The following is a 23,037-nucleotide window of genomic DNA, read 5'->3' as shown; positions in this document are numbered from 1 at the left end:
TTGAGATGCTCCCTGTAAGTTAGTAAGAGAGTGTTGATATCCTCATATAACTTTGACATCTCCCTCGGCTAGAAGCACGAGGGATTCTAGACTGTTGTTGCTCCGAGAGCTAAAAGCCCATCTGGGCAACGTCCACGATATGATTTATTAATCCTTGTAAACAAGTCATACCGTTGTGGCGTTGTCAAGACCGCCCTACCTACCTCGACCAGGTTAATACCTAGCTGTGTAGCTACTTTTCGTACAATATTTGCTGCGCCATTTGCATCCGCGTTTATCAACAAACCCGATGCAGTTTTATATAATCCGCGCTCTATTCTTCTACCTGATGGCTTCCAATCCTTGGGTTTCTCACCAAATTTGTGGAGACTATCACCATCTAAGAACGAGGCTTTGCTTGTATAAGCTTCCTCGGTAACTGTTACTACGATTCCATATTCGCTGGCTAACTGTTTTAACCGCGCAATCAACCGTCCTGTTGGGATGGGTACAAAATTCTGATTGTTAATCTTACCCATCTCAGATCCAACCTTGTGCCCCTCGTTCCATCCAATTATGATGTTGCCAATCCTGTCATTCAGGCATCGGTTCACAATGAATCGCGCAGCTTTGTTAATAGCGTCGCGCATTTGGTTGTTCCGTTTGCGTTGAATACGGTCTAAGTTACTGTCCCAGTACAAATCAGACTTCCCGTGCTTGTACTTCGCAATAAGACGGCAGTAACCCTGATTCATTGCTTTAAGCTTGCGACCATCAATAATGAAGCTTCTACCGCAAGTTGAAACACCTGTTAACCAATTCGACCCGCCGTGGTCAAACGACCAGGCATGACTGTAATCAAGATTGGGATTAACTTTGATTGGTTCTTTCCCGTCATCAATAACCCAGTCAATGACAAACTCTCCAAGATAAGGACGCACCGTCACTTCTCTTACCCACAGGGAGTCAATGAAATCAGGCGGCTTTAACTTAACCTCAGTAATGAGTTCTGGCTTGGTTTCCTTGCTGATTGATGGTTTGAAGTACCCATCACAATAACTGAGGGCTTGACGCGGAAACGTTACTGCTGCCAATCCTCCTTTTTTGCGATACTTAGGCAAAGATGGTCGGTCAACCTCTCCCTTGTAATAAGCTCTTACCTTCGTGTTATAACTGGTAATCGACTCGCCCACGGATTTTAAAGTTTGTTGGGCTGCTTGTGCTGCTAGTCCTTTGTAATGCGGATTTTCTTTGAGAACTTTGTCTAGCTCTGGATAAGAACCATTGCATTGATATGTCTTCCATCCACTGCGTAACTCATCTGCGCACCAGTAAATGGTGTATGCATTGTCCATCTCTTGGAGACGCGCAGTCCGGAGTTTGGCGTGTATGATAAATGGCACAGTTAATTAAGCTGTTAGCGTGTTGACATTGGTCAACCCAAAATGCTTTTTCTTCGTCGTTAAACTTTGCCCTTACTAGAATTGTCCGGTACAGTTGACTCACCCCCTGTTGCTTTTTTAGCATACAATTAGTTAATCCGGTTATTCTAATTATGTCAACAGGAAAAGGAATAAAAAGAATAAAAAATAATCCTGTTTTTTACCCAGAGTTAAAGAAAGGACATGAAATTTCCCTTACAGATTATTCGTGGAATAAACTAAAAAGTTTAGCTAAGAAAAAGGGAATAAGTGCTAGCGAGTATGTAGAGCAATGGTTAAGAGACACTGCGGACTAAAGTCCTGCGTGTCGCGTTTCATCCCCTCCTTAAAAGGCAGGGGTTCTCACGCTCCCGCTATGTTTTGATAGGCAGTAACCCAGATGTCGAATAACAAATTATTTGGGAGCCGGCCCCACAAATTAAACTGTCGTTACCCCGACATCTCTGGAGGGGGGCAATTTGACCCTTCGGGTATCTCCTCGATAGATGACTTTTGCAAGAAATTTATGATTGTTGAGAATTCCTAGCTTATTCTAAAAAATGCTGTGGTTAGAAGAGGTAATAATAATTGTTAAGGTACTTGAATATTTTTATGGGCAGCCACGGCGAAGGCGACAAAATCTCTAACCCGTTTGAGGAACTATTAGATAAGTTAAGTATTTTCACACACAACTCGGGTGCTGACGATAAAGCCTCGCGTCGTAGGTTCGATGGTTGGTCTTTGTCGGAGCGAAACCCTGAGGCGATAAAAGCTTGGATGCCGATATGGGAATGGTTCTACCGCTACTATTTTCAGGTTCAAACCTCTGGTTGGCATCATATGCCATCGGTTGGGAAAGTGTTGATTGTCGGTTCCCATAATGGCGGGTTAGCTTCACCAGATACATCGATGTTTATGTATGACTGGTTCCGTACCTTTGGCTATGAACGATTAGTCTACGCTTTGATGCACCCGTCAGCCTGGCAAACTCCCATCTTCGCTTTGCCGGGTGCCCAGGTGGGGGCAATTATAGCGCATCCCAAAATGGCGATCGCTGCTCTACGAAGAGATGCAGCGCTACTCGTTTACCCAGGAGGTGCCCAGGATTTGTTTCGTCCCTACACTTGGCGAAACCGAATTCATCTGGCAAACAATAAGGCGTTCATCAAGCTGGCTTTGCGGGAGGAGGTGCCAATTGTGCCGATTATTTCTCATGGTGCACACTCAACTCTGATTGTGCTAGCTGACCTTTACCAACAGGTGAAACAATTGCATGAATGGGGCTTTCCTTGGTTACTTGATGGCAACACGGGTGTCTTCCCAGTTTACCTTGGGCTACCTTGGGGGGTGGGAATTGGACCTGTACCAAATTTCCCGCTTCCCATGCAGATTCATACTCGTGTCTGTGCACCGATTGTGTTTGAGCGTTACGGTTGTGCCGCAGTTCGTGACCGTGGTTACATAGATGCTTGTTACGAAAGGGTTCGTGCCATGATGCAAGCGGAACTCGATGACCTAGTACAAAAGTATGACTGCCAGTAGCGCAAATGAAATCTACCAGAAGCCGCCCTGTGGGTGTCGGGAGCATCGCTCGCCGATAGGCTCCGGCAGGCGTTGTTTGCTTAGCCACAGGTTTTGGTTCCTGTGGCAGACAAGATGCAAGATGTGGAACTTCTTAAAACTTACTTTGCTCCTGGTATCAGCTTCATGACATTTGCTCTAATAACGGTGTCATAGCTGTAGCCATACTTTCTCAAATCCAAAGTGTCTTTTGGTGTGACAATATCATCTTGTGAAAAAGCAGGTAGCATGGATAACAAATCCCCTGGAGTCCAATTCGCTGGAGTGGACTCACCACCATCCCAAGGCCACAATCGGTCATTGAGATTTTCTCCATAATGTCCACCTGAGGCAGGATAATAATTGCTACCTTCATGCCCGTTTGCCTGCCATTCAGCCCAAAGGCGATCTACATTAGAATGAATCAGCCAAAATACTGGATCGTTGATAGAACAAGCAAGGTCAGCCATCGTGCCAAGAGCTTCGGGACGACCTACCGCAGGGTCAAAAGTAGCCCCACCAACGAAGCTATGAAAATAGTTATGTTGAAACACTCCAGGCGTTGGTTGCTGACTAGAACCATCCAGTTTGATAAATCCTTCTAAAGCTAGACGAAAAGTTCCATAGTCGTCAATAGCAAGGACTTGATCCACATCTTCTTTAGGAAGAGGGTAACTATTTGTAGGAGGCGATTGCATAAAGCGTAAGAGTGTGTCGCCCAATGATTTTCCCGAGGGCTTAGTATGTAAGTCTGGGTTGATAACCCATCCATTGGCTTTTGTAAAAGGACCAGACACAACAGGTCCTCCTTGAACATTACCTAATTGCGGGATGTTGAGATTGACTCCTTGACCATTTGGTCCCAAAAAGTCATCTTGAAAGATCACTTTCAACGCCTTAGGATCTGTCCAATCCCAGTAGGGAATCGTCACATTCGGGTCTACTGATTGTAAGGCTTTTTCAAATCGGTATACCAATTCACGATGCCACGGTAGTAATAGAGCGCTTTCATGAGCACCATCATGCCCCGCTGCTGGACCTTGGGCACTATCGTACATTAAACCCATTGCTCCCAGATGCACTGCAACAAACTGGTCATAGATACTGACATTGCTACCTTCTGGGAATGTATGCTTTAATGTCTGCACAGCATGAACGAATGCTTGTTTCTCGGATGAGGTCAGGTCAACAACGTTCCTTCTAACACGTGCTTTATAAGGAGGAATCCTTTTACTAATAAGACCCTTGCTGTTTGCAGGAGCAAGAGCAGAATCAGCGTTATAAAATACTGGCAGCTTGGTATTAGAACTGCCGTTGACGATCGCATTTGATGCCTGTTGATGCTGAGCATTATGGGAAAGTGCGGGACTTCCAAACACGACTAGAGCAGCAACTATACTAGCAATGATGACTGTTTTGATAGTTTTGGGGAAAATTTTCATAATTTACACTCTTATTGTGTTCTCAAGATAAGATTTGCTGGGCATTCGGGTAATATCAATGGCTTATTAGTATATAAAATTACATATAATATATTGACTCACAATATAAAATTTTTCGGAAAATCCCTCTATTCTTTTGCAAATAGCTAAAAAGCCGCTTGTCGAATCAAAAATTATGCCTTTTTTGTTACCTTTCAAAAGAGAAAAATATTATACTTACCAGCGAATTAGACATGATCATGGATTGTGCGATCGCAGGACGCAGCAACCCTATCGCGCAAGTCTAGGTCGAAAATCCTGTTGTTTGCTCTTGGCTACAACTACTACGGTCTAATCATTCTGTCGAACTTAGGTGGTATAAAAGTGAATTGTGAGAAGATTGCGATATGTGACTCAATTACTTGTAAAATTCTTGACATGAAAAAAAAGTTAGTTGTAGCCTCTATTTTTCTTTGTTTGATGAACTCTTCTTTTGCAAGCGCACAAATCAGTAATTTTGAAGACCCCAGACTGACGCTCTCAACTGTTGAGGCGGATTGGTTAATCAAGACTGATAAAACTGAAAGACCCCAAGTTGGTAGTAGTTCTGCAACATTGCTTAAAGCAGAAAATGAACTACAATTTCAGGGTGAACTGGCTGCTATAGCGGGTAATGGGGGACTTGTTGGGTTTGCGTTTGTAGAAGCGCCTTTGTCGCTAGATTTAAGCGCATACAAATACATTGAATTTTACGCTAAGTCCAAAGATCCTGGAGTTGTTTATACCCTCACACTTAAAGATGAGCAAGCTCAACAGGACACTGGTACTCTCACATTTGAGCAAGAGTTTATTGTTGGGATAGAGTGGACAAAGGTAAAGCTTCCTTTGAGCCACTTTAGAGCAAAGATTCGTGGGAGACTTGTTGATGGCTTCCAATTGGATTTGGAAAGAGTGCGATCGCTCTCTTTTCAAATTAATCGCAGCAATCAAGAAGCAGATTCACCAATTCCACTGCAATTTGCTTTAGATATAGGCTCAGAGGTATACGTAACAAATCAAGATTAAGAAGAACTCAGAATATTCCCTCTAGTTATTGAAAAAGTAAACAAAAAAGTGCTGACCGCTCTTGTTTCTTGAGCTTTTACCGTTTCTTTTTCCACAATTAAGGTAGGGGCTCTGATCCTTGTCTTCGGGGGGTCAAATGCGATTGGGTAAAGCTCAGGACCCTCTAAGGCGATCGCAGGGTTTATCGCAACCCACATTGCTAGAATTATTCCAAAACAGCACAATAATGCCTTTTTCATCCTTCGTTTTGAGTAGATAAATGCGTCCTCATAGTCTCATAGCACAGTGAACTTAGGGATTTCCAAGAAATAAATTATCCTCAATTGTGGGGTGCTATCCATCTTGTGGGGTGGGCATCCGGTCCCCCCTAAATACAAAGGACGGGTAAGGACACCCATCCCACAAGAAAATTTGGGATATTTTTTGCCTCGTTCCCAGCCTCAGGCTGGGAACGAGATTTTAAAAGGGTTTTGGCTTAAATTGACACCAATAGCATCCTGCCCGCCTTCAATACAAAGGACGGGTGGGGACACCCATCCCACAAGAAAATTTGGGATATTTTTTAGAGTGGAGGTCCCTTAGCTACATCAATCCTCTGCGTCCTCTTTAGATAACAACTCAATGATTTTTGTGATTACATCTGGGTGACTCACAATTGCATTATGGTTTAGATTTTGGTCTCCTGAAAATTGATGTCCTTCTATGTATCTATATGGCTCTAGGTTCTTCCATTTCTTAAAATAAGCTAAGCTCCCATATGGAACTACTGAATCCCCTGAGTTAGATATTGGATCATGATCTGGGAACTCTGCCTGTATCTTTTGCTCTGTTTTGGGTGTTTCTAGTATTATTCCCTGTTTTATCACTAAATCAGTGTTATGTGGAAATGGTTCGGGAACTTCTGGGCTGCCCCACTTAGTCGCTATTTGCAATTTCTTATCATCAGTAAAATGATAATATGCTCCTACTGGTGTATCAAAACCAGTTGAATAGATGACATCTAGTTTGTTAACAGGCGGGCATTTTATTAATGCACTCCCGATGTAAGAATTTCGACGAGTTATATACAAATCATCCCGATAATAAATAGTTTGGTAAACTAGTGTCGTATCTTCAGCTTGTGCTTTCTCTAACGTCTCTTCGACTGTTATGGGTAGATAATCATCTAAATTTGGACTGTCAACCTCAGCATAATACCCAAAAAATTCTGTATTAAAGTATTCGTATCTCCCAACTTCATTTTGTAATGGCAATAGCCAAGGCATGCTTGAAAAAGATTGGAGTACGTCTTTCATCCCTTTTAAAGCTACTTGCAATTTACCCGCAGGTAGAAGTATGTCACTATCCGACAGCCTATAAATTGCTTGTGGGGCACCTATCCAAGGTGGGCTAATTGCTATATATCGTTCTATATATTTACTTACCCAATCTGGGTTATAGGTGTACATCCAAGTCAGTAAATATTGTATTAGTCTATTCCCCATACTGTGTGCTATTAGCACTACAGGTAATTTCTCTCTATTGTATAATTCTTCTATTTTGGTTTTGAGGTTCGTAAAAGTTTCATATCGCCGTTCCAAACCTGCTGGAGCTACTCGCCAATCATAGGGATGACCTATTCAATCAACATTTTCCTGGTAACCAGTTTCTACTAGTTTATCCACTAATGCTTGAAAATATTCATTGCTTTTGAGTGCTGGGAAACCAAGTCGAGGATAACTTACATTTTTAATTCCTTCTAATCCTTCCACTTCTCTATTAAATTTATCGTCTTCGTTATCTTCTTCTTCTTCATATTCAACCTTTGGAGTTATGCCATCAAATACCAATTTCATATGGTTTTGCCAGTCCTCATCAGGAGTAAAAGGGGTCACTTTCGATATATCAGCTTCAGTTTTGTAAGATTCAACTATTGATTCCGAAACAATAGAATCCTCTTCTTGAGTGCTGTTTTTATCTGAAGACAGATTACAAGTCAATTTCCACATTTGGCTCCTGTTAAACCAAAGTGGTGACTTCGCTTTCAGAAAATTTTTCGTTTTTAGTTGCGATCCTGTTATGCCTGGAAATAGAATTACAGGATGACGTTTTGTACTATTGCTCATTTGTTTTTCCTTTTATTGTTGGAGTTTTAAGTAACGAAACTAACTTTTTGACCTGCCTATAAAACGTAATCGTGTATAAAAAATGCTAGAAACAACTTGATTATTAAGTGTAAAAGAAGTTTCCACATTCATACTTAAACTTACGTCTGCCAGGAATGATGCTCCAAAACTAAATGGTGTAGACACACCATCCGTAAGTCTTTGTTCAAAACCATATGAAAATCTGTCAACTGATTCACCATCAGCTGTCCATATGTGTTTATCTTCTATGGCTCAACCAAGCGCTATGCAATCTTTATCTAGAATTGCTCATAGAGGTTGTTTTAAAAGTCCTGTAAGGTATAATTGCCGCTCTGACTTGGGTCAAGTGCAACGTAAGCGCAAAGCGCAGGCTCCGCCAACAAAGCAGCGTGTCCCCTTGGGACTCAGAATCAAGGTTACAGCTATGTAAACCAGATACTTCGCTGTGTTTACCATTCGAGCAAAAACCCCTTTTAAAACATCCTTTTAAACGCTAATTTACCCATAAGACTCTTTTTGGTAGCAAATAATCCTGTTTTATGCGGTCGTTTGTATACTAGTACGACCATAGTTAAGTTTGCAAGGACAGTTAAGACAGTTAAGACAGTTAAGAAAATATTTATTAAAACTTCATACTTAAGAAGTAGATGTTGAACAAACAAGCCAGTGGGGTTTTCACACCATCCCTCTTGCACTCACTGCCTCCTTCACCCGTGCGATTGGCTTTGCCACTGCGCTTTGCGCAATCGCAATGGCTGCGGATGCGGAGCACCATCGCACCAAGCACATTCGCCCATAGACAAAACCCTGACTAGGAAAGGGTTTTAGATTTTAATCTGGTGAGAGTGATTAAACATCGCTATACATATCGAATGGTTTCGGGATTCAATATTTAGATGCGTTTGCCCTGCTGATGTAGTAGAGTTATTGTCTTCCAGAACGACAACTCAAAAGCTACCCAAAATACTAGAACTTACCCATTGACAGAAAACTGGAGTGACGTCTGTCAAGTAAAATTATAAGGAGACTAGAGAAATTTTTGCTAAGCAGTGATTCGCGCTTCTAGTTGAGCAGCGCTCTTTTTCAAACCCAAAGAACGTAGAATTTGGACAGCAGCCATTTCACCCGTTCTACAACCACCTTCCATATAACCTTGGAACTTTTGGGAGCAATGTTCGCCAGCAAAAAACAGATTCCCCACCTGTTCTTGTTCAGCTCCTGCAATTGTTGTCCACTGTCCAACAAGATAGCAAGCATAGGAGCCTTGTGTATACGGTTCTCTGCGCCAATAAGCACAGATGGGTTGACTTTGGCGTACACTACTCATTCCTGGGAAAATATTTTCTAATTGTGATAGCAGTTTTTGAGCTTGAGATTCAGCCGAACGTAGCCCTAGTGGTAAACTTTTTTGACCGCCAGTAAAATTGGTGAGTACACCACTTGGTCCTGGTTGATAACGAGAAGCTTCCCAGATGCTTGCAAAGTCTAAGTCAGTAGAGACAAATGCAGTTGAGTTATGGCGCGTGCGCCATATGCGTTCTTGATAAGCAGTAATTAACTTGGCATTGTTACCATAACGTGAACTACCTACACCGCCTTTTGACAGGTCGGTGTAGGCTTCTGGCGTTTTAATACTACCAGAACTTCCTTCAAGGTACTATTAGTAGTTGATGACATTACTACCGGATTCCCTTTACGGCGTTTTATCGTTGGGAACAGTCCCAGCCCAACGCGCTTTATGTTGATGGATGCGTTAACATCCCTGTCAACCCAAAGCGATTCAAATTCGTCCCAATACTCACGAATATTGCAGTCAGTGAAGACAAACTCGTCACGGTATGCGAGTAATTGAGATGTATATGCTGGATTTACAGCCATTGTCCTAGCCCCAGCAATTGACGCTATGTATTCTAGGATTGTGAAAAACTGTCCAAATGAAGCATCGTTCCAGGATTTATTCAACCCAGACTTAGCTGATTGACCATTCGGCAAATACTTACCGTCATCATCCTGTTTGGCTTTGTTACGCTTTGACAAAGCCTTCAGGTTTAAATCCTCATAAACAAAAACTTTTTTACCTGTTCTAACCAGTGCATGGGCAGCCTTGAATGCATGGTCACGACGGGAACGAGCAATACGTTGATGCCCTCGTGCTTCCCGCTTGGCAAGTTTTCTGCGTGACCGACTACCTTTTTTGTTGGCTGATTTACGATTAGAAACTTTAGACAGACACTTTTCAGACTTCCTGAAAGACTTTAATGCTGGCAACTTGGTGTTTTCAGATGTCGCCAAGTAATTATCTTCGTGAAGCACCGCATCCAAACCCACAGCATTATCCCAAGTTGGAACAACAGTGTCAGGTATAAAAGTTGGGACATTGGGGTCTTCCAGACAAATCGTGATGTACCATCCATCTGCCGATCTCGTCAAGAGAACATTTTTAAGCGTAAATCCATTAGGCAAAGAACGATGTAAGCGCACTTTTACCCAACCCTTTAGCTTTGAAATTGACAAAAATAACCAGTCTCTTTCAATGCGTTCAATGGTAATGGCTTGACCTTCCACTCTCAGAGTACGGTAACGAGCAGCGTTTTTAAAGCGTGGCTTCCCACTACGATTGCCGTTGCTATCTCCTTTGAGAAAACGAGAAAAGGCTAAGTCTACTCGCTTGGACACATCTTGAAGTGTCTGCGATGGTACACGAGTAAAGTCTAGTAGCTCACCAGAATAATAAACTTTCAGCAAGTCTTCTTTGATAACAGGAAGTTGCTTTTTCTGGGAGTAAAAGTCTGGATTATTCCGCAATTCTGGCAATGAACAAATAAGCGGACAAGCGTTAATACTATTACGATTATTTTCCCACCAGTCAAACCTGTCTCCTAGCTGCTTGTTGTACCAGTATCGGCAGACTCGTAGCCAAGTATTAAGTTCTAGCTTTTGATTGGTATCCGGGTAAGCGCGGTACTGATAGTTGAGCAACATCAACGAATCACCTCCTTGTCTTTCTTTCTTGTGTTGTCTAAAATTAGCTTAGTCCCACTAGCATTATTATGTCAACCAGAAAAGGTAAAAAAGCTGTAAAGAATGTACCTCTATTTCATGATGAGGTAAAAACAAGGCATCATATTTTGTTAACGCCTACCGCATGGCAAAGATTACAGCAACGCGCAAAAGAGCAAGAAATAAGTGTTAGTGAACTCGTTGAGCGTTGGGCGATGGATTGACAAAAACTCGGGCACCCTCTCACCTGGGTTGACTGTACCAACCGACGGTGGAGGGTGTACCTCGTTTTTATCCCGCAATTCATCTCATCACTCCCGTAACGGGTGAGTGATGAGATGAATTGCGGAGTTAGCTAAGGAAGCGATCGCATTTTTTTTCACTGCTGGCAAATCGACATTTAACGAGACTTGACGCAAAGTAGTAAATGGTAGCGCCAGCAAAATTCGCTCATATGTGCGTTCAAACGAGCGATTACCAGAACGTAAACTGACGCGGTAAGTGCGATTGCGCGGAGCGCAGTGCCCTAAAGGGCAATCGCTTCGACTCGTGATCGCTTCTAATTCGGTCCCTGTTTCAATAGAATTTGTCAAAAATCGCGCTAATAAACTCGGGACTTGGTCATTCCCCCCAACAATCTGATAACGCTCATCACTTTCCCCAGTAATCTCGAAGCTGCTTGGATCTGTGCCAATAAAAAGCAGCATAGAAAGACTAGACTGCTCCCTCGCTTCTCGACCGTATAAACCAGTGTAAGCGACTTGTATTATCTCACTCAGAAGTGGGTGAATTTGCGCGTCCCTCAAGTACTGAGTGATAGAGGTATTATCCAACTTAATCGCAACTTGATTGCGTGTGCGATAAGTTACGGGAGTCTTGCCAAGAGCAGCTAAATCCTGCTTTATCTTCTGCACCAGGGTCGGGAACCACTGTGTGATTTCTTTTTCTGATATTTTACGTCCTTGAAAATACGATGTCCCTTGTATCAAATCCTTGTCAGCAGTATACAAATCTGCAATTTGTAAACCTAATTCCTGTGCCAAAGAACGTAACCTGGTATGGCTTGTGTCGATAAATTCTCCACCCAAGTCTACAGGTATAGAAGTACCAGCAAAATTTTGTACTGTATATATCCGACCGCCAACGCGATTTCTTGCCTCGATAATATCTACTGGCACTCCAGCTTGAGAAAGACGATAAGCCGCGACGAGTCCAGCAATTCCCGCACCGACTACCAATACTTTGGGAATTGTCGCAAATGCAGCAGAGTCAGCTCCACCATGCCACGTCACCGCACTCATGGCACTTGCTAATCCCAAACCCCCATAGATCAGGCGACGACGAGTGGTCTTTTGTTGGAGAATATCAACGATTTCGTCCGCAGGAATTCCTGTTGAAACAGATGCCTTGGTGATTTTGTAAGCTCGCCGTAATGATGCCATCAACGCCGATCTCGCCATTGGGGTTGCCTTAATCTTTTATCTTGTGATAAAAAATATATCTTAGAAAATACTAGATAAATGTGCAGTTCTTGTTACATTTGTTTAGATAAGTTGACAGTTCTACTATCAAAAAATAGAGAAGCCAACGATGCTGATTAGTTGTTAGCAGGACTTGTGTTTGCACTTGAAATATTAAGGCGATCGCCATATCTGACTCGTGAAGGTCGTCCTTTGTCCTTCGTTCTTTTTAGTGTTAGTTTTGTTAACAGCAACGAAGGTCAAATCTCACATTTAGGCAACACATCTGCCTCATTAACTGGATGAGCCGTAATCGAGTGGAACAGCGCTTCGTAACGATTTAAAGCTTGCTCCAAGGCAAACTGCTCAACAGCATACTGCCGACTTTTGCGACCTAGTGTTTCTACTTGATGCGGATTTTTATATAAATTTAAAATAGTCTTAGCTAATGCATCGGGGTCTTCTGGAGGAACTATAATTCCGCCGCCACTTTTTTGCACCGAACACGCTGCCGTACCGCCTAGTGGTACGGACGCTATAATAGCGCGACCACTGGCAAGTAGCACTTGAATTTTTGAAGGCATGTTAAAGGAAATCACATTCCGCTTTTGCACCACCAACCCCACATCTGCGGCTGCAAGCATTTCTGGCAAATGTTCGCGCTTTGCAAAGGGCAGTAGCAGAACGTTAGACACCCCACACCGCAACACATGTTGCTGCAATCGTTGCAATCCAAGAGAATCTCCCAGTATGACTATGGCTATGTCTGGTATGTGCTGCAATTTCTTGGCGGCTTCGACAACCGTTTCTAAGCCTTGGGTAAGGGCAATGTTACCGGAATATAGCACCACGAATTTGCTACTCAGTTGATGGGCGGCGCGGAAGCGGTTGTTTTCTTTCGGCAAGGGGCGGATGAAAGTGACATCAGCCCAGTTGGGAAAAAGCTCGATTTTGCTCTTGGGAACGCCCTTACTGAGTAGATTTCCAACGAAACTATCGGCGATGACGGTAATTTTTGTTGCTGTGTGGTAGGCAAATTTTTCCAAGGTGGCAAAGATGCGGATTAGCCATTTGTTCTTAAGCAAACCAGTGTGGACAGCGGCTTCCGGCAAAATATCTTGGACATTCAAGACCACAGGACAAGCATACAACCATCCCAAGAGGGCTGCTGGAACGCAAACCGGCAACGACGGCACGGTTAAAAGAATTACGTCCGGTCTGGGACCGTTGAGGGCTTGCAGAAAACTGGTAATAACAAAGCTAAGCTCCAACAATATCCGATCCAGCAGACTCGGTTTCGGGCGAATCCAAACATAACTGCGTTGAATCTTCACGCCGTTTTTGTATTCAGTCTATTCCAAGATCACTTTTGCAAAGACCGAATCAGCAAATCTGATATCTTACCCAAACGCTAAATGGTAAAGCGTACTTTTGATTGATTTAATTGATATAGGAATCCTGTCTGATTTCTGAAAAGGATTTCAGATAAAACCCTGGTAAAACGGGCTTTTCAGTCTCAGTATGTTTTCAAAAATCTTTGGAGGAGTCCTATATCATTGCTTGAACAAAAATTATGGAGTTTTCCGTGAAATATTTGAAGCTGTTATTTATACTGCAATGACACACTAGCTAAGAGATCTTCTTGGCGCTTGCGCTTCAGCATCTTAGATGCGAAAGCAGCAACCCCTAACAAGCCAATGACAGAAATGGGTTCTGGAACTTTCGTCACTCTGGGATCAATCTTTCTGATAGGAGCAAAAATTAGGTAGCCGGGTGACTTCAGCCCACCGCTGCCAGGAGGCACAAAGTCAGAGACGAACTCTCCCGTAATTCCGTTGTACTGTTTGATACCCTTTTCCTCTCCAAAGCCGCTGACGAAGAGGTTACCGTTGGGACTGAAAGTCAAACCTAGGGGCAAATTTAACCCACCACTGCCAGAAGGCACAAAGTCAGCGACGAACTCCCCCGTAATTCCGTTGTACTGTTTGACACTGTCGGTACCTCCTGAAGCGACGAAGAGGCTACCGTTGCGGAAGGCGAAGCCTATGGGCGAATTTAACCCGCCACCGCCGGAAGGCACGAAGTCTTTGACGAACTCCCCCGTAATTCCGTCGTACTCTTTGACACTGCTGTTACCAAAGGAAGTGGCGAAGAAGTTACCATTGGGGCCGAAAGTCACATCATCGGTTACATTCAGATCGCCACTGCCGGAAGGTACAAAGTCTTTGACGAACTCCCCCGTAATTCCGTTGTACTGTTTGACACTATTGTTACCAGAAGAGCCAACGAAGAGGTCGCCATTAGGGCCAAAGGTCAAGTTATAGGGTTGATTCAGCCCGCCACTGCCGGAAGGTACAAAGTCAGCGATGAACTCCCCCGTAATTCCGTTGTACTGTTTGACACTATTGTCAGTAAAGGAGATGACGAAGAGGTTGCCGTTAGGACCGACGGTCAAGCCTGAAGGTTCGCTCAGCCCGCCGCTGTTGAAAGGCACGAAGTCTTTGACGAACTCCCCCGTAATTGCGTCGTACTCTTTGACACTGTTGGTACCCTGGCTATTGACCAACAATTTGTAGCTAGGATTAGTAGCTGATTTTTGGTCAATGTTCATTTTTCCGTCGTAGTTAGCGCTAACTGTGTAAGTTGTCTGCGCTGTTGCCGCTCCGGCACCCAGCCCGAAACCGATTGACGTAAGAACTACCGGAACAAGCCATACACAATGTGAGCGGAGCATGATTTTCATTCCTTTTACAGTACAAAACATTGACGCTTATGACGAGTAAACTACATCGGACTCATATCTTGCACCTATCCGTAGAAAAGCGTATAAGCTAAAAAGATGCAAGGGTAAGCTACATAATTTTTATTGGCTTTTCTCCCTAAATAAAGGACTTTTGGTTTAATACTGAGTGACGGAATTCCATCAATTATTCTTGGTGCAAGATATCAGGTACAAAACATTGACGCTTATAGCGAGTAAACTACATCGGACAGCTGTGCGATCAGGCCCCATATTGAGAAAGTCTGGGTCAGAGATTTGTGGCATCTAACCAATCGCTTGGCTCGAAAACTTCTAGCCCAGACGCTACTGAAGCTACAAACGTGGAAGATAGCTCAGCCCACGCGCAAAAGTTTCCAAATTACCAGCCTTTGCCTCAAGCAAACGCTTGACGTTGACGCTCTCGGCAGAATAGTCCTCAATCTGTAGTTTGCCGTGGCGGGGAGCCTCGCCTGCTTTCCAGAATGTGATCCGGTGCTGGATGAACCCACGGGCAGACTCATTTGCAAAAGCATATGAGCATGGGATAAGAATGACGGGGCAGCGCTGGAGAAATCCGTAGTCTGGATAAAAGTATTCCTGTTCGATCAGGTAGTAGTTGCCCAGATCATGGGTTCGGAGAGTGACTTTTACCGTCTGACCATATTCGTCGATAAACGTACCCGAGTGAGGATCAATCTCGCCACATGGTCTAAGAAGGTGTGCCCAATCACCCATGTTCCGGAGATCTCCCAAGTATTCGACTCCCAATTCAATTGGGGCATCAATGTAGATCGTGTCAGAGTCAATTGTGTAGCGTCCCTGCGCCGAGGAGGTGTGACCGGCGTTGCGTTCCAAAATCCCTTTGAGAGAACGACATTCCGAAGTATGCACAAGCCCCATCGCCTGCTCCATCATCCCAGTCCGTCGGGCAGGATCGACAAAGCTAACCCAGTGGAAGTAGACTCCCTCCTCGTTTGATCCTGGTTCTATGTAGCTTGGAGGAAAAAGGAGGACAGGGTAGACTTGGAAGTATTTCTTGTACTCAACCCCACAGTGCCACTCGATGCCACGGAAGAACTGGTTCTCGATCTTTCTCACATGATAGTAGAGTTTGTTCTGATAGCAAGACGCAGTTCCTAGCCAGGTGTTTTCGTCAATCTTTTCTTCCATGCGGCTGAAGAGAGTCCACTCGTTTAGGTTTTCTAAACTAGAGAGGTAGTCAAAGGCTGTTTCTAGGGAAGTCGCGATATAGGCAGATGTTGCAAACGTATTTCTTTCCATTGGTAAGCTCCTTCAATTGCTTGAACATTGTGGGATCAGATTCATAGCATCGCCTCTGAGACATCTTCTTTTTGCAACAAAATCTTAAATTTTATACTTTCACGCCTTCGATGATACTGATTGGGAATTGGGTTGGGATAATGTTAGTGAGTTGGAAGCCAGCAGCGTCAAAGAGTTTTTTAAATTCATTTGCGGTGCGTTCGCGTCCACCAGAACACATTACTAGCATTTCGATGTCTAGAAATTTACTAAAAGCGGGTTCGTTGGCACCTGGAATCACATCTTCTAGTATCAGAATCTTGCCGTTTTCAGGCAGAGCACGATGGCAGTTTTTGAGAATCATGATGCAGCTTTTATCGTCCCAGTCGTGGATAATGTGTTGCATAATGTAGGCATCACCACCACTGGGTATGGATTCAAAAAAGTTTCCCCCAATTACTTGACATCGCCCATCTAATCCAGATGTTTCCAGATACTGCTTGGCACCCACTACCACATGAGGTTGATCGTAAATCATACCCTTGAGTGAGGGAAATGCTTTGAGAATGGTAGCAAGCAAACTGCCCTGTCCACCCCCAACATCAACTAAGGTTTTGATCGATGAAAAGTCGTAACCAGATGCTACGGCGGCGTTGTATCTGGATGAAGAACTGGTCATGCAGGCATCGAAGATGGCAGCAGCTTCTGGGTTTTGACTAAGGTAGGGGAATAAAGGCATTCCAAAAACATTGTCAAAGGCGGCTTTGCCTGTCTTGATACTGTAAAGAATGTTCCCCCACGGTTTCCAATGCCAGTCTTCACTGCCGCACATGATAGCTAGCGCCCTCAATGAACCTGGTACGTCACTGCGGAGATATCCTGCAAGTGGTGTTAGCTGAAAATGGCAATTTTCGACTTCGACGAATATGCCGATACTGGATAAGGCACGCAGGACTCGATACAGAGATGGGGCGTCCACTTTTGTAGACTTTGCTAATTCCTCACAGCTTTTGGCACTGTCTTTGAGTAAGTCGGCAATGCCTAGCTTGGCTGCTACATAGATTGATTGCGTTACCCAAGCACCAAAAATCATTTGTAGCAGTTGTTCGGTTAGTGGTATTTGGTTGGTTTGGTTGAGATTTTCTAGTTGAGATGTCATCATTGCTCTTAAATAGGATTAAGTAGTCGAGTAGGCAAGCACACAGATGAACTTATCGAAGCGTTGGTCGTCAGTACAGAAGGTAAAACGCCATGCCGAGAGTGGGATACCTTATTTTTTTAAAACTTTACAGGAAATGACTCAAAACCTTTAAATGCCAAACTTGTGCGTTTTGGTACAGCAACTTTATTAGGATGAAAACTTATGTTTGGCATTCTTCGCAGCAATGTATTAAAACAAATAGTTAATTGCATTCGAGCTAAAACAGCACCTAAACAAAAATGAAGACCCTTACCAAAGCTAAGATGTTCATTGGCTGAGCGTGTGATGTCAAACACTTCTGGTAATTCAAACTTTTCTGGGTCATGATTAGCAGCCCCAATTCCTAGAGCAATAACACTACCAGAGCTTATTTCTTTGCCGCCAATAGTTAAATCTTCTTTGGCAACCCGAAAGGTAACTGGAACAGGAGGGTCAAGACGAAACATTTCTTCTACAGCAGAATTGATCAGTCCAGGGGTTTCTTTAAGTTTCTGTAATTGTTCAGGATGATTTAGCAGTAGATTTAAGCCATTTGGAATTGAGTCAGTAGTTGTTACGTGCCCTGCATTTAATATATTGACACATAAAGATGGAAGTTGTTCAAGATTCATTTCATTTTGTTCAAAAGCAGCAATCAGCAAACTAATCATGTCATTTCCAAGTAGGCGTTTTCTTTCTGCAATAATTTGTTTCATCAAGTTAGTAAACGATATTGCACCTATATCTGCTTTACGCGCTAGTTCCTCAATATCTTGGCCGCTTGGTGCTCCCCAAAAAGTCGCTATATCTGCCCCCCATTGAAGGAAGTTTTGTCTGTCCATCTCTGGTACATCAAATATTTTAGAGATGATTACTGATGGCAATTTTGTGGACAGGTCAGCAACAATATCCATGCTATGTTTATCTTGGACTCTATCTAATAAACTATCGGTCGTTTCCTGTATGATTGAGCGCCAACTCTCCAAAGCATTGATTGTAAATCCTTGAAGAGCTATTTTTCGCATTCGCGTATGTTCTGGTGGGTCTTTATCAATTAACATATGTTCCATTAATTTAATAAAATTAGTGATAATACTAATGTCTAAATTTTGTAATTGCCTTGCATGTAGTACCTTGAGATGTGAACTTAAACGTGGGTCATTTAGCGCAGCTTCTACATCTTTATAACGAGTTAAAAACCAAAAACCACCATCTTCGGAAAAATAAACCGGGTCTAATGAGCGTATTTGATTGTAAAGTGGGTAGGGGTTTAACAAAGCTTCTTCTGTAAACAAGTCATAAACTCTTTTCTGCTGTGAAAATGTCATATTCTCATTTCCTAATTTGGTATGAAACGTTACTATAACACCGATTCAGTAATAAAATGCGAGACAGATAAACCCTGTTTTTACGTCTTTTCAAACCAGGATTTACTTGTTGCAACCCAAATAAACCCGGTTTTTTCGTCATTGTTCTGAATACTGAATTGGTGTTCTAGACTTTAAGACACTTATCAGTGACATTGAGCGAGGAAAACTTTGGGTATTTCGTTCTAACTATTCACAATTTTTATGCTTTTGGCTCTCCTAATGCGCTCCTCTGCCAAAATTTTAGCAGCTTCATGTGTAGTTACTCCCTGCTCTTTAGCCCTGCTAAAAATATCAAGTAGACTGTTGTAAATGTTATTAAGTTGTAGCAAAGCCTTTTCTTCTTCATATCCAATCATTTCGTTGTAGACATTGATCAAGCCTCCAGCGTTTATGACATAATCTGGGCAATAAAGGATGCCCTTTGAATCAAGAAGCATACTATGTACCTGCTCGTTTTCCAGCTGGTTATTTGCACAGCCAGCAATGATTGGAGCTTTAATAGTAGGAATTGTTGAGCTATTAAGAATTCCTCCTAAAGCACAGGGAGCAAAAACATCAACATCAAGAGAGTAAATTTCTTTCTCGTCTACAACAGTTGCACCGTATAGGCGTTTTATCTCCTCTGTCTTTTGCGGAAGTACATCGCTGACAAAAAGTTTTACTCCTAGTTGATGTAAGTGCTGACAAAGATTTTTTCCGACATTTCCGAGTCCTTGAACTGCAATTTTAAGCCCATCAAGACTTTCTCTTGAATAGCGAAACTCTACAGCAGCCTTAATTCCGAGAAGAACTCCTATAGCTGTTACAGGAGCGGGTCCTCCAGACTTTTCTGATACACCAACAACATAATTGGTTTCACAGCTAATTTTGCGAACATCTTCAGGAGATATATTCATATCTTGACCTGTAATAAAACGTCCCTTGAGACTTTCGACAAAACGTCCATATGCTCTGAGCAGTTTATCTGATTTATTTTCGGGATTAGCAATAATTACTGCTTTTCCACCACCAACAGGAATGTTTGCACACGCCGCCTTGTAGGTCATCCCGCGACTCAGGCGAAGAACGTCTTGTAAAGCATCTTCCTCACTGGCGTAAGGTCGTAGACGTGTTGCACCCATAGCAGGACCCAAACTGGTGTCATGTATGGCGATAATTGCTTTGAGATCTGACTCAAAGTCATGGCAGAAGAGAACTTGCTCATGACCCATTTGTTTAATTGTCTCAAAAAGTTTCATGTACTTCTCCTTTACAATTGTTTGTATGCACCGAAAAACTCACGACTAGCGCGAATACTTACTCAACTATCGACGCTCACATACCAGCTTTGAATTGTGTGATTCCTTGTTCAAACAGACTCTGATTACGAGTCCCGGTCGGTGCTTTACGGGTGGGGTCGATCGCCACGTCAACCACGAATGGCAAGGTCGAGTTCATCGCTTTCTCCAGCGCCGCCTTCACGTCGGACTCTGTTTCGACACGGATACCGTCGGCTCCCATTGCGCGAGCGATCTGGACGAAATCTGCCTCTGGGATCTCTACATCTATGTTTTTGATTCCCAGCGACGTTGCTCCCTGGTCAACCATGTTGTAGCGAGCATCATTGAGTACAATCCAAACGGCTGGAATCTCGTATCTCACTGCTGTGCTGACCTCACTGTTCATGAGCATGGCACCATCCCCGACAATCGCCACCGACTTGCCCTTATGCGCCAGTGCCGAACCCAACACACCAGTGACCGCATGACCCATAGCTCCGAATCCGGTGCTGACCCGGTAACGACCTGGTTCGCTAAAGCGCAGCATGTGGGTTCCCCAGGCAAACGAGTTACCAGCTTCAGTCATCACCACCGCAGAGCTCCCCTCGACAATCACCTGCTGAATCGCCTCCATTAGCACCTCTGGTCGTACTAGTCTATCTGCCCGTGTGACGATTTTTAGGCGCTCGGGATGTGGCAGTGTGATTGCTGTTGAGGGCAATTCATGCTCTTTGAAGTGTTTCAGCAACGCCTTCACAAACACACCAACGTCAGACTGGATGGCGAACGTCTCGGCACAGGGGTAGGCTACTCCAGGCACTTCCGGGTCAATATCGACATGAATGAACCCTTGTGCAGGTACTAGAGTGGGATTCCAGAACGAGGTGAACTCACCCAGGCGCGTTCCCAGCACTAGGGTGCGCAAAGGAGGTTGTTCCCGCATGTAGGTCAGAACAGACTCATGCCCGCCGAAGCCAGTGACACCGACAAACTGAGGATGATTCTCTGGAAAAATACCTTTGCCACGTGGGGAGCACATCACCGCAGCTCCTGTTCGCTCAGCGAGATCCTGGATAGCCTTTGCGGCACTACGCGCACCGAAGCCAACCCAAAGGGCAAACGGCCCTTCGGACAACAACCGGGCACATTCTGCGATCGTTGCCTCACTAGCGGTAACCAGAGCCTGAGTGAAAGCTACTTGGGGCAACGCTGTCTCTATAGGGCTGGTCTGGACGGCTGTGGGAATACTGATATGGGCGACAAAGCCGCCCGGGCGTGCCAGACCGAGAGCGACCCGGCGAGCGACCTCTGGCAGTTCAGCAGCAGTCTCGAGAGTAGTCGCGTAATGGAACAGCGGACCCGAGGTGAAAAGACCTGAGCTGGGCATGGCGTAGGCGCTGGTTTCCTGAAAAGCCCAGCGTCCACGTTGCGGTGCTGAGGTGGAAGGCGACAGGAAGATCACCTTTGCATCTTCCCAACGTGCAGCGAAGAGTCCTGTCAGCGCGTTAGTAATGCCTGGGCCACTGGTAGCGAAGACCACGACGGGGCGACCATTGGCAAAGTATGACTCGACGGCGGCAAAAGCTGCTCCTGCTTCGTGGCGAAAGTGAAGCAACTGAATGTGGCTATGCTGCAGGTTGGCCCAAAGCGGCCCGATCGCACCCCCCGATATGCCAAACGCGTAGCTTACTCCCATATCTTCCAACATCTTGACCATTGCCTCACCCAGTGAGAGCGATGCTGATGGCTGGCTGCCTAACAGAGGCATGATATCGGAGTCGGTATTTAGCTGGACGACCGCATTTTTGGCCTGGTTGCCGCGTCGGTAGTCATTGTATGTAGCATCGGCAGCCGCGAACTGCACATGGGTATCTGGTTTGAATACAGTGTGGGACTTAGTGTTCATAAGAAAGGTCGGTTGAGTGAAGTTTTCAGTTATTTTTGAGTCGGGTGTAGACAATAGAGGCTTGAGCGTTGACCTGCCATGTGGCAGTTAGTTGTACCCCATGATTGATTTGTTCAGACTCCTGCCATGGTGGCAACTTTTGCAGCAAATTTCGGCATGACAGTTGCGCTATCGTTTTTCGCCCAACGACCAAAGAATTTGCTCAAGGGAGCCATTTCCTGCATTAATTGCTCAAAGGCTTCAATTGTGAGAGATTGAGGTCCATCTGAGAGTGCTTTTGCAGGGTTGGGGTGAACCTCAATCATGAGGGAATCTGTACCCGCTGCAATTGATGCCATTGCCATCGTTGACACAAACTCTGAAAAACCAGTGGCGTGGCTGGGATCAATCATGATGGGCAAGTGAGTCAGCGTACGCAATACTGGAATCGCAGATATATCAAGGGTATTGCGGGTGTATTGTTGGTCAAAGGTGCGAATTCCCCGCTCGCATAGAATCACATTCGGGTTGCCTGCTGCCAGAATATACTCAGCTGCCATCAACCATTCTTCAATCGTGGCTGAGGGTCCGCGCTTCAGGAGAATTGGCTTAAGAGTTGCCCCCACCTTCCGCAACAGCGAGAAATTCTGCATATTGCGCGCACCGATTTGCACCACATCTGCGACAGATGCAACCTTATCGATGTCAGCTGTATCCATGACTTCTGTGATGATCCCCAGTCCGGTGACAACCCGAGCCTTAGCTAACAACTCTAAGGCACTCTCACCGTGCCCTTGGAAAGCGTAAGGTGAAGTGCGGGGTTTGTATGCCCCACCTCGGAGAAACTGCGCTCCTGCTGCTTTTACTGCTAGCGCTGTTTTTACGATCATCTCTTCGTTTTCTACCGAACAAGGTCCAGCAACTACAACTAAAGGATGGTTTTGTCCAAAGGTTACAGGTCCATTGGGTGTTGGTACAACGACCTCACTAGGTTCGCCATAGCGAAATTCTTTTGAAGCCCGTTTAAAGGGCTTTTTCACCCGTAGAACCTGCTCAATACAGTGGCTCAAATTTTGGATTTGTCTCGGGTCAATCTCCGCCGTATCACCCACCAAACCAATGACCACTTTGTGCGTACCTTCCAATTTTTCTGGTGTTATATCCCAACTGCGGATTTCTTGGCTGACTCGCTCAATCTCTGCTAATGGAGTGCCGGATTTCATGACTACAATCATTGGATTGAAACTCTCCTAAATGGAACGGTTTATGTGGAAGTGTCAGCTCTCTCGT

17 protein-coding genes and 3 pseudogenes are annotated in these 23,037 nt (G+C 44.3%); 5 read left to right on the top strand and 15 right to left on the bottom strand.

The window, feature by feature from the left end; all coding sequences use genetic code 11:
• Positions 1 to 86: 86 nt before the first annotated feature.
• Positions 87 to 1,476 (bottom strand): annotated as a pseudogene (locus ACM0OZ_RS12085) (RNA-guided endonuclease InsQ/TnpB family protein).
• A 58-nt stretch (positions 1,477 to 1,534) separates the two neighbouring features.
• Between ACM0OZ_RS12085 and ACM0OZ_RS12080 the strand changes: the two are divergent.
• Positions 1,535 to 1,717, top strand: coding sequence for a hypothetical protein (locus ACM0OZ_RS12080; RefSeq protein ID WP_414583074.1), 183 nt, complete (start codon positions 1,535 to 1,537; stop codon positions 1,715 to 1,717).
• 295 nt (positions 1,718 to 2,012) lie between these two features.
• On the top strand, positions 2,013 to 2,942 hold the full coding sequence (locus ACM0OZ_RS12075; protein WP_414583073.1) for a glycerol acyltransferase: 930 nt from the start codon (positions 2,013 to 2,015) through the stop codon (positions 2,940 to 2,942).
• A 140-nt stretch (positions 2,943 to 3,082) separates the two neighbouring features.
• Here the strand turns inward: ACM0OZ_RS12075 and ACM0OZ_RS12070 are convergent, their stop codons facing one another.
• Complete coding sequence (locus ACM0OZ_RS12070; RefSeq protein ID WP_414583072.1) at positions 3,083 to 4,402, bottom strand: tyrosinase family protein; 1,320 nt, start codon at positions 4,400 to 4,402, stop codon at positions 3,083 to 3,085.
• Positions 4,403 to 4,861: 459 nt separating this feature from the next.
• On the opposite strand from ACM0OZ_RS12070, the gene ACM0OZ_RS12065 reads away from it, so the two are divergent.
• A complete protein-coding gene (locus ACM0OZ_RS12065) occupies positions 4,862 to 5,446 on the top strand; it encodes a CIA30 family protein (RefSeq protein ID WP_414583071.1) in 585 nt (194 codons plus the stop codon).
• 587 nt (positions 5,447 to 6,033) lie between these two features.
• On the opposite strand, the gene ACM0OZ_RS12060 is transcribed toward ACM0OZ_RS12065, so the two are convergent.
• The 4 genes from ACM0OZ_RS12060 to ACM0OZ_RS12045 all read right to left on the bottom strand — a co-directional run bounded on the left by ACM0OZ_RS12060 (position 6,034) and on the right by ACM0OZ_RS12045 (position 10,554).
• Complete coding sequence (locus ACM0OZ_RS12060) at positions 6,034 to 7,065, bottom strand: lipase/acyltransferase domain-containing protein (protein WP_414583138.1); 1,032 nt, start codon at positions 7,063 to 7,065, stop codon at positions 6,034 to 6,036.
• A complete protein-coding gene (locus ACM0OZ_RS12055; protein WP_414583070.1) occupies positions 7,066 to 7,551 on the bottom strand; it encodes a hypothetical protein in 486 nt (161 codons plus the stop codon). It lies immediately after the preceding gene.
• A gap of 1,063 nt (positions 7,552 to 8,614) precedes the next feature.
• Entirely contained in the window at positions 8,615 to 9,178 is a 564-nt protein-coding gene (locus ACM0OZ_RS12050) for a flavin monoamine oxidase family protein (protein ID WP_414583137.1), read from the bottom strand.
• On the bottom strand, positions 9,160 to 10,554 hold the full coding sequence (locus ACM0OZ_RS12045) for an RNA-guided endonuclease InsQ/TnpB family protein (RefSeq protein ID WP_414583069.1): 1,395 nt from the start codon (positions 10,552 to 10,554) through the stop codon (positions 9,160 to 9,162). Before ACM0OZ_RS12045 ends, ACM0OZ_RS12050 begins: the two co-directional genes overlap by 19 nt.
• Positions 10,555 to 10,622: 68 nt before the next feature.
• On the opposite strand from ACM0OZ_RS12045, the gene ACM0OZ_RS12040 reads away from it, so the two are divergent.
• Positions 10,623 to 10,796: a hypothetical protein gene (locus ACM0OZ_RS12040; RefSeq protein WP_414583068.1), complete on the top strand. Its 174-nt coding sequence runs from the start codon at positions 10,623 to 10,625 to the stop codon at positions 10,794 to 10,796.
• Between the two features lie 87 nt (positions 10,797 to 10,883).
• Here the strand turns inward: ACM0OZ_RS12040 and ACM0OZ_RS12035 are convergent, their stop codons facing one another.
• From ACM0OZ_RS12035 to ACM0OZ_RS12015, 5 genes and pseudogenes are all read right to left on the bottom strand, one after another.
• Positions 10,884 to 12,032, bottom strand: a complete 1,149-nt coding sequence (locus ACM0OZ_RS12035) for an FAD-dependent oxidoreductase (RefSeq protein ID WP_414583067.1) — start codon at positions 12,030 to 12,032, stop codon at positions 10,884 to 10,886.
• Positions 12,033 to 12,292: 260 nt separating this feature from the next.
• A pseudogene (locus tag ACM0OZ_RS12030) lies at positions 12,293 to 13,384 on the bottom strand (glycosyltransferase family 4 protein); the annotation flags it as partial.
• Positions 13,385 to 13,635: 251 nt separating this feature from the next.
• Positions 13,636 to 14,487, bottom strand: coding sequence for a PEP-CTERM sorting domain-containing protein (locus ACM0OZ_RS12025; protein WP_414583066.1), 852 nt, complete (start codon positions 14,485 to 14,487; stop codon positions 13,636 to 13,638).
• A 639-nt stretch (positions 14,488 to 15,126) separates the two neighbouring features.
• Complete coding sequence (scyC, locus tag ACM0OZ_RS12020; RefSeq protein WP_414583065.1) at positions 15,127 to 16,074, bottom strand: scytonemin biosynthesis cyclase/decarboxylase ScyC; 948 nt, start codon at positions 16,072 to 16,074, stop codon at positions 15,127 to 15,129.
• A gap of 91 nt (positions 16,075 to 16,165) precedes the next feature.
• Positions 16,166 to 17,215, bottom strand: a complete 1,050-nt coding sequence (locus ACM0OZ_RS12015; protein ID WP_414583064.1) for a methyltransferase — start codon at positions 17,213 to 17,215, stop codon at positions 16,166 to 16,168.
• Between the two features lie 15 nt (positions 17,216 to 17,230).
• Between ACM0OZ_RS12015 and ACM0OZ_RS12010 the strand changes: the two are divergent.
• Positions 17,231 to 17,323 (top strand): annotated as a pseudogene (locus tag ACM0OZ_RS12010) (IS1 family transposase); the annotation flags it as partial.
• 8 nt (positions 17,324 to 17,331) lie between these two features.
• On the opposite strand, the gene ACM0OZ_RS12005 reads toward ACM0OZ_RS12010, so the two are convergent.
• The 4 genes from ACM0OZ_RS12005 to aroF form a co-directional block, all read right to left on the bottom strand.
• On the bottom strand, positions 17,332 to 18,561 hold the full coding sequence (locus tag ACM0OZ_RS12005) for a cytochrome P450 (RefSeq protein ID WP_414583063.1): 1,230 nt from the start codon (positions 18,559 to 18,561) through the stop codon (positions 17,332 to 17,334).
• A gap of 224 nt (positions 18,562 to 18,785) precedes the next feature.
• Positions 18,786 to 19,841, bottom strand: a complete 1,056-nt coding sequence (scyB, locus tag ACM0OZ_RS12000) for a tryptophan dehydrogenase ScyB (protein WP_414583062.1) — start codon at positions 19,839 to 19,841, stop codon at positions 18,786 to 18,788.
• Between the two features lie 76 nt (positions 19,842 to 19,917).
• The gene (locus ACM0OZ_RS11995; RefSeq protein ID WP_414583136.1) at positions 19,918 to 21,630 is read right to left on the bottom strand and encodes a ScyA-related TPP-binding enzyme; all 1,713 of its coding nucleotides are present in this window, start codon (positions 21,628 to 21,630) and stop codon (positions 19,918 to 19,920) included.
• Between the two features lie 251 nt (positions 21,631 to 21,881).
• On the bottom strand, positions 21,882 to 22,982 hold the full coding sequence (aroF, locus tag ACM0OZ_RS11990) for a 3-deoxy-7-phosphoheptulonate synthase (protein ID WP_414583061.1): 1,101 nt from the start codon (positions 22,980 to 22,982) through the stop codon (positions 21,882 to 21,884).
• Positions 22,983 to 23,037: the final 55 nt, after the last annotated feature.

It is taken from the genome of Scytonema sp. PCC 10023 (genome assembly GCF_963920835.1).
Lineage (GTDB): Bacteria > Cyanobacteriota > Cyanobacteriia > Cyanobacteriales > Nostocaceae > Kalymmatonema.
This window is presented reverse-complemented; position numbering and strand designations above follow the sequence as displayed.

Bases quoted from the DNA above. Each gene is read 5' to 3' on its own strand.
- ACM0OZ_RS12080 (WP_414583074.1), top strand. From the start codon at position 1,535: ATGTCAACAGGAAAAGGAATAAAAAGAATAAAAAATAATCCTGTTTTT.
- ACM0OZ_RS12075 (WP_414583073.1), top strand. From the start codon at position 2,013: ATGGGCAGCCACGGCGAAGGCGACAAAATCTCTAACCCGTTTGAGGAA.
- ACM0OZ_RS12070 (WP_414583072.1), bottom strand. From the start codon at position 4,402: ATGAAAATTTTCCCCAAAACTATCAAAACAGTCATCATTGCTAGTATA.
- ACM0OZ_RS12065 (WP_414583071.1), top strand. From the start codon at position 4,862: ATGAACTCTTCTTTTGCAAGCGCACAAATCAGTAATTTTGAAGACCCC.
- ACM0OZ_RS12055 (WP_414583070.1), bottom strand. From the start codon at position 7,551: ATGAGCAATAGTACAAAACGTCATCCTGTAATTCTATTTCCAGGCATA.
- ACM0OZ_RS12045 (WP_414583069.1), bottom strand. From the start codon at position 10,554: ATGTTGCTCAACTATCAGTACCGCGCTTACCCGGATACCAATCAAAAG.
- ACM0OZ_RS12040 (WP_414583068.1), top strand. From the start codon at position 10,623: ATGTCAACCAGAAAAGGTAAAAAAGCTGTAAAGAATGTACCTCTATTT.
- ACM0OZ_RS12035 (WP_414583067.1), bottom strand. From the start codon at position 12,032: ATGGCGAGATCGGCGTTGATGGCATCATTACGGCGAGCTTACAAAATC.
- scyC (WP_414583065.1), bottom strand. From the start codon at position 16,074: ATGGAAAGAAATACGTTTGCAACATCTGCCTATATCGCGACTTCCCTA.
- ACM0OZ_RS12015 (WP_414583064.1), bottom strand. From the start codon at position 17,215: ATGATGACATCTCAACTAGAAAATCTCAACCAAACCAACCAAATACCA.
- ACM0OZ_RS12005 (WP_414583063.1), bottom strand. From the start codon at position 18,561: ATGACATTTTCACAGCAGAAAAGAGTTTATGACTTGTTTACAGAAGAA.
- scyB (WP_414583062.1), bottom strand. From the start codon at position 19,841: ATGAAACTTTTTGAGACAATTAAACAAATGGGTCATGAGCAAGTTCTC.
- ACM0OZ_RS11995 (WP_414583136.1), bottom strand. From the start codon at position 21,630: ATGCCTCTGTTAGGCAGCCAGCCATCAGCATCGCTCTCACTGGGTGAG.
- aroF (WP_414583061.1), bottom strand. From the start codon at position 22,982: ATGATTGTAGTCATGAAATCCGGCACTCCATTAGCAGAGATTGAGCGA.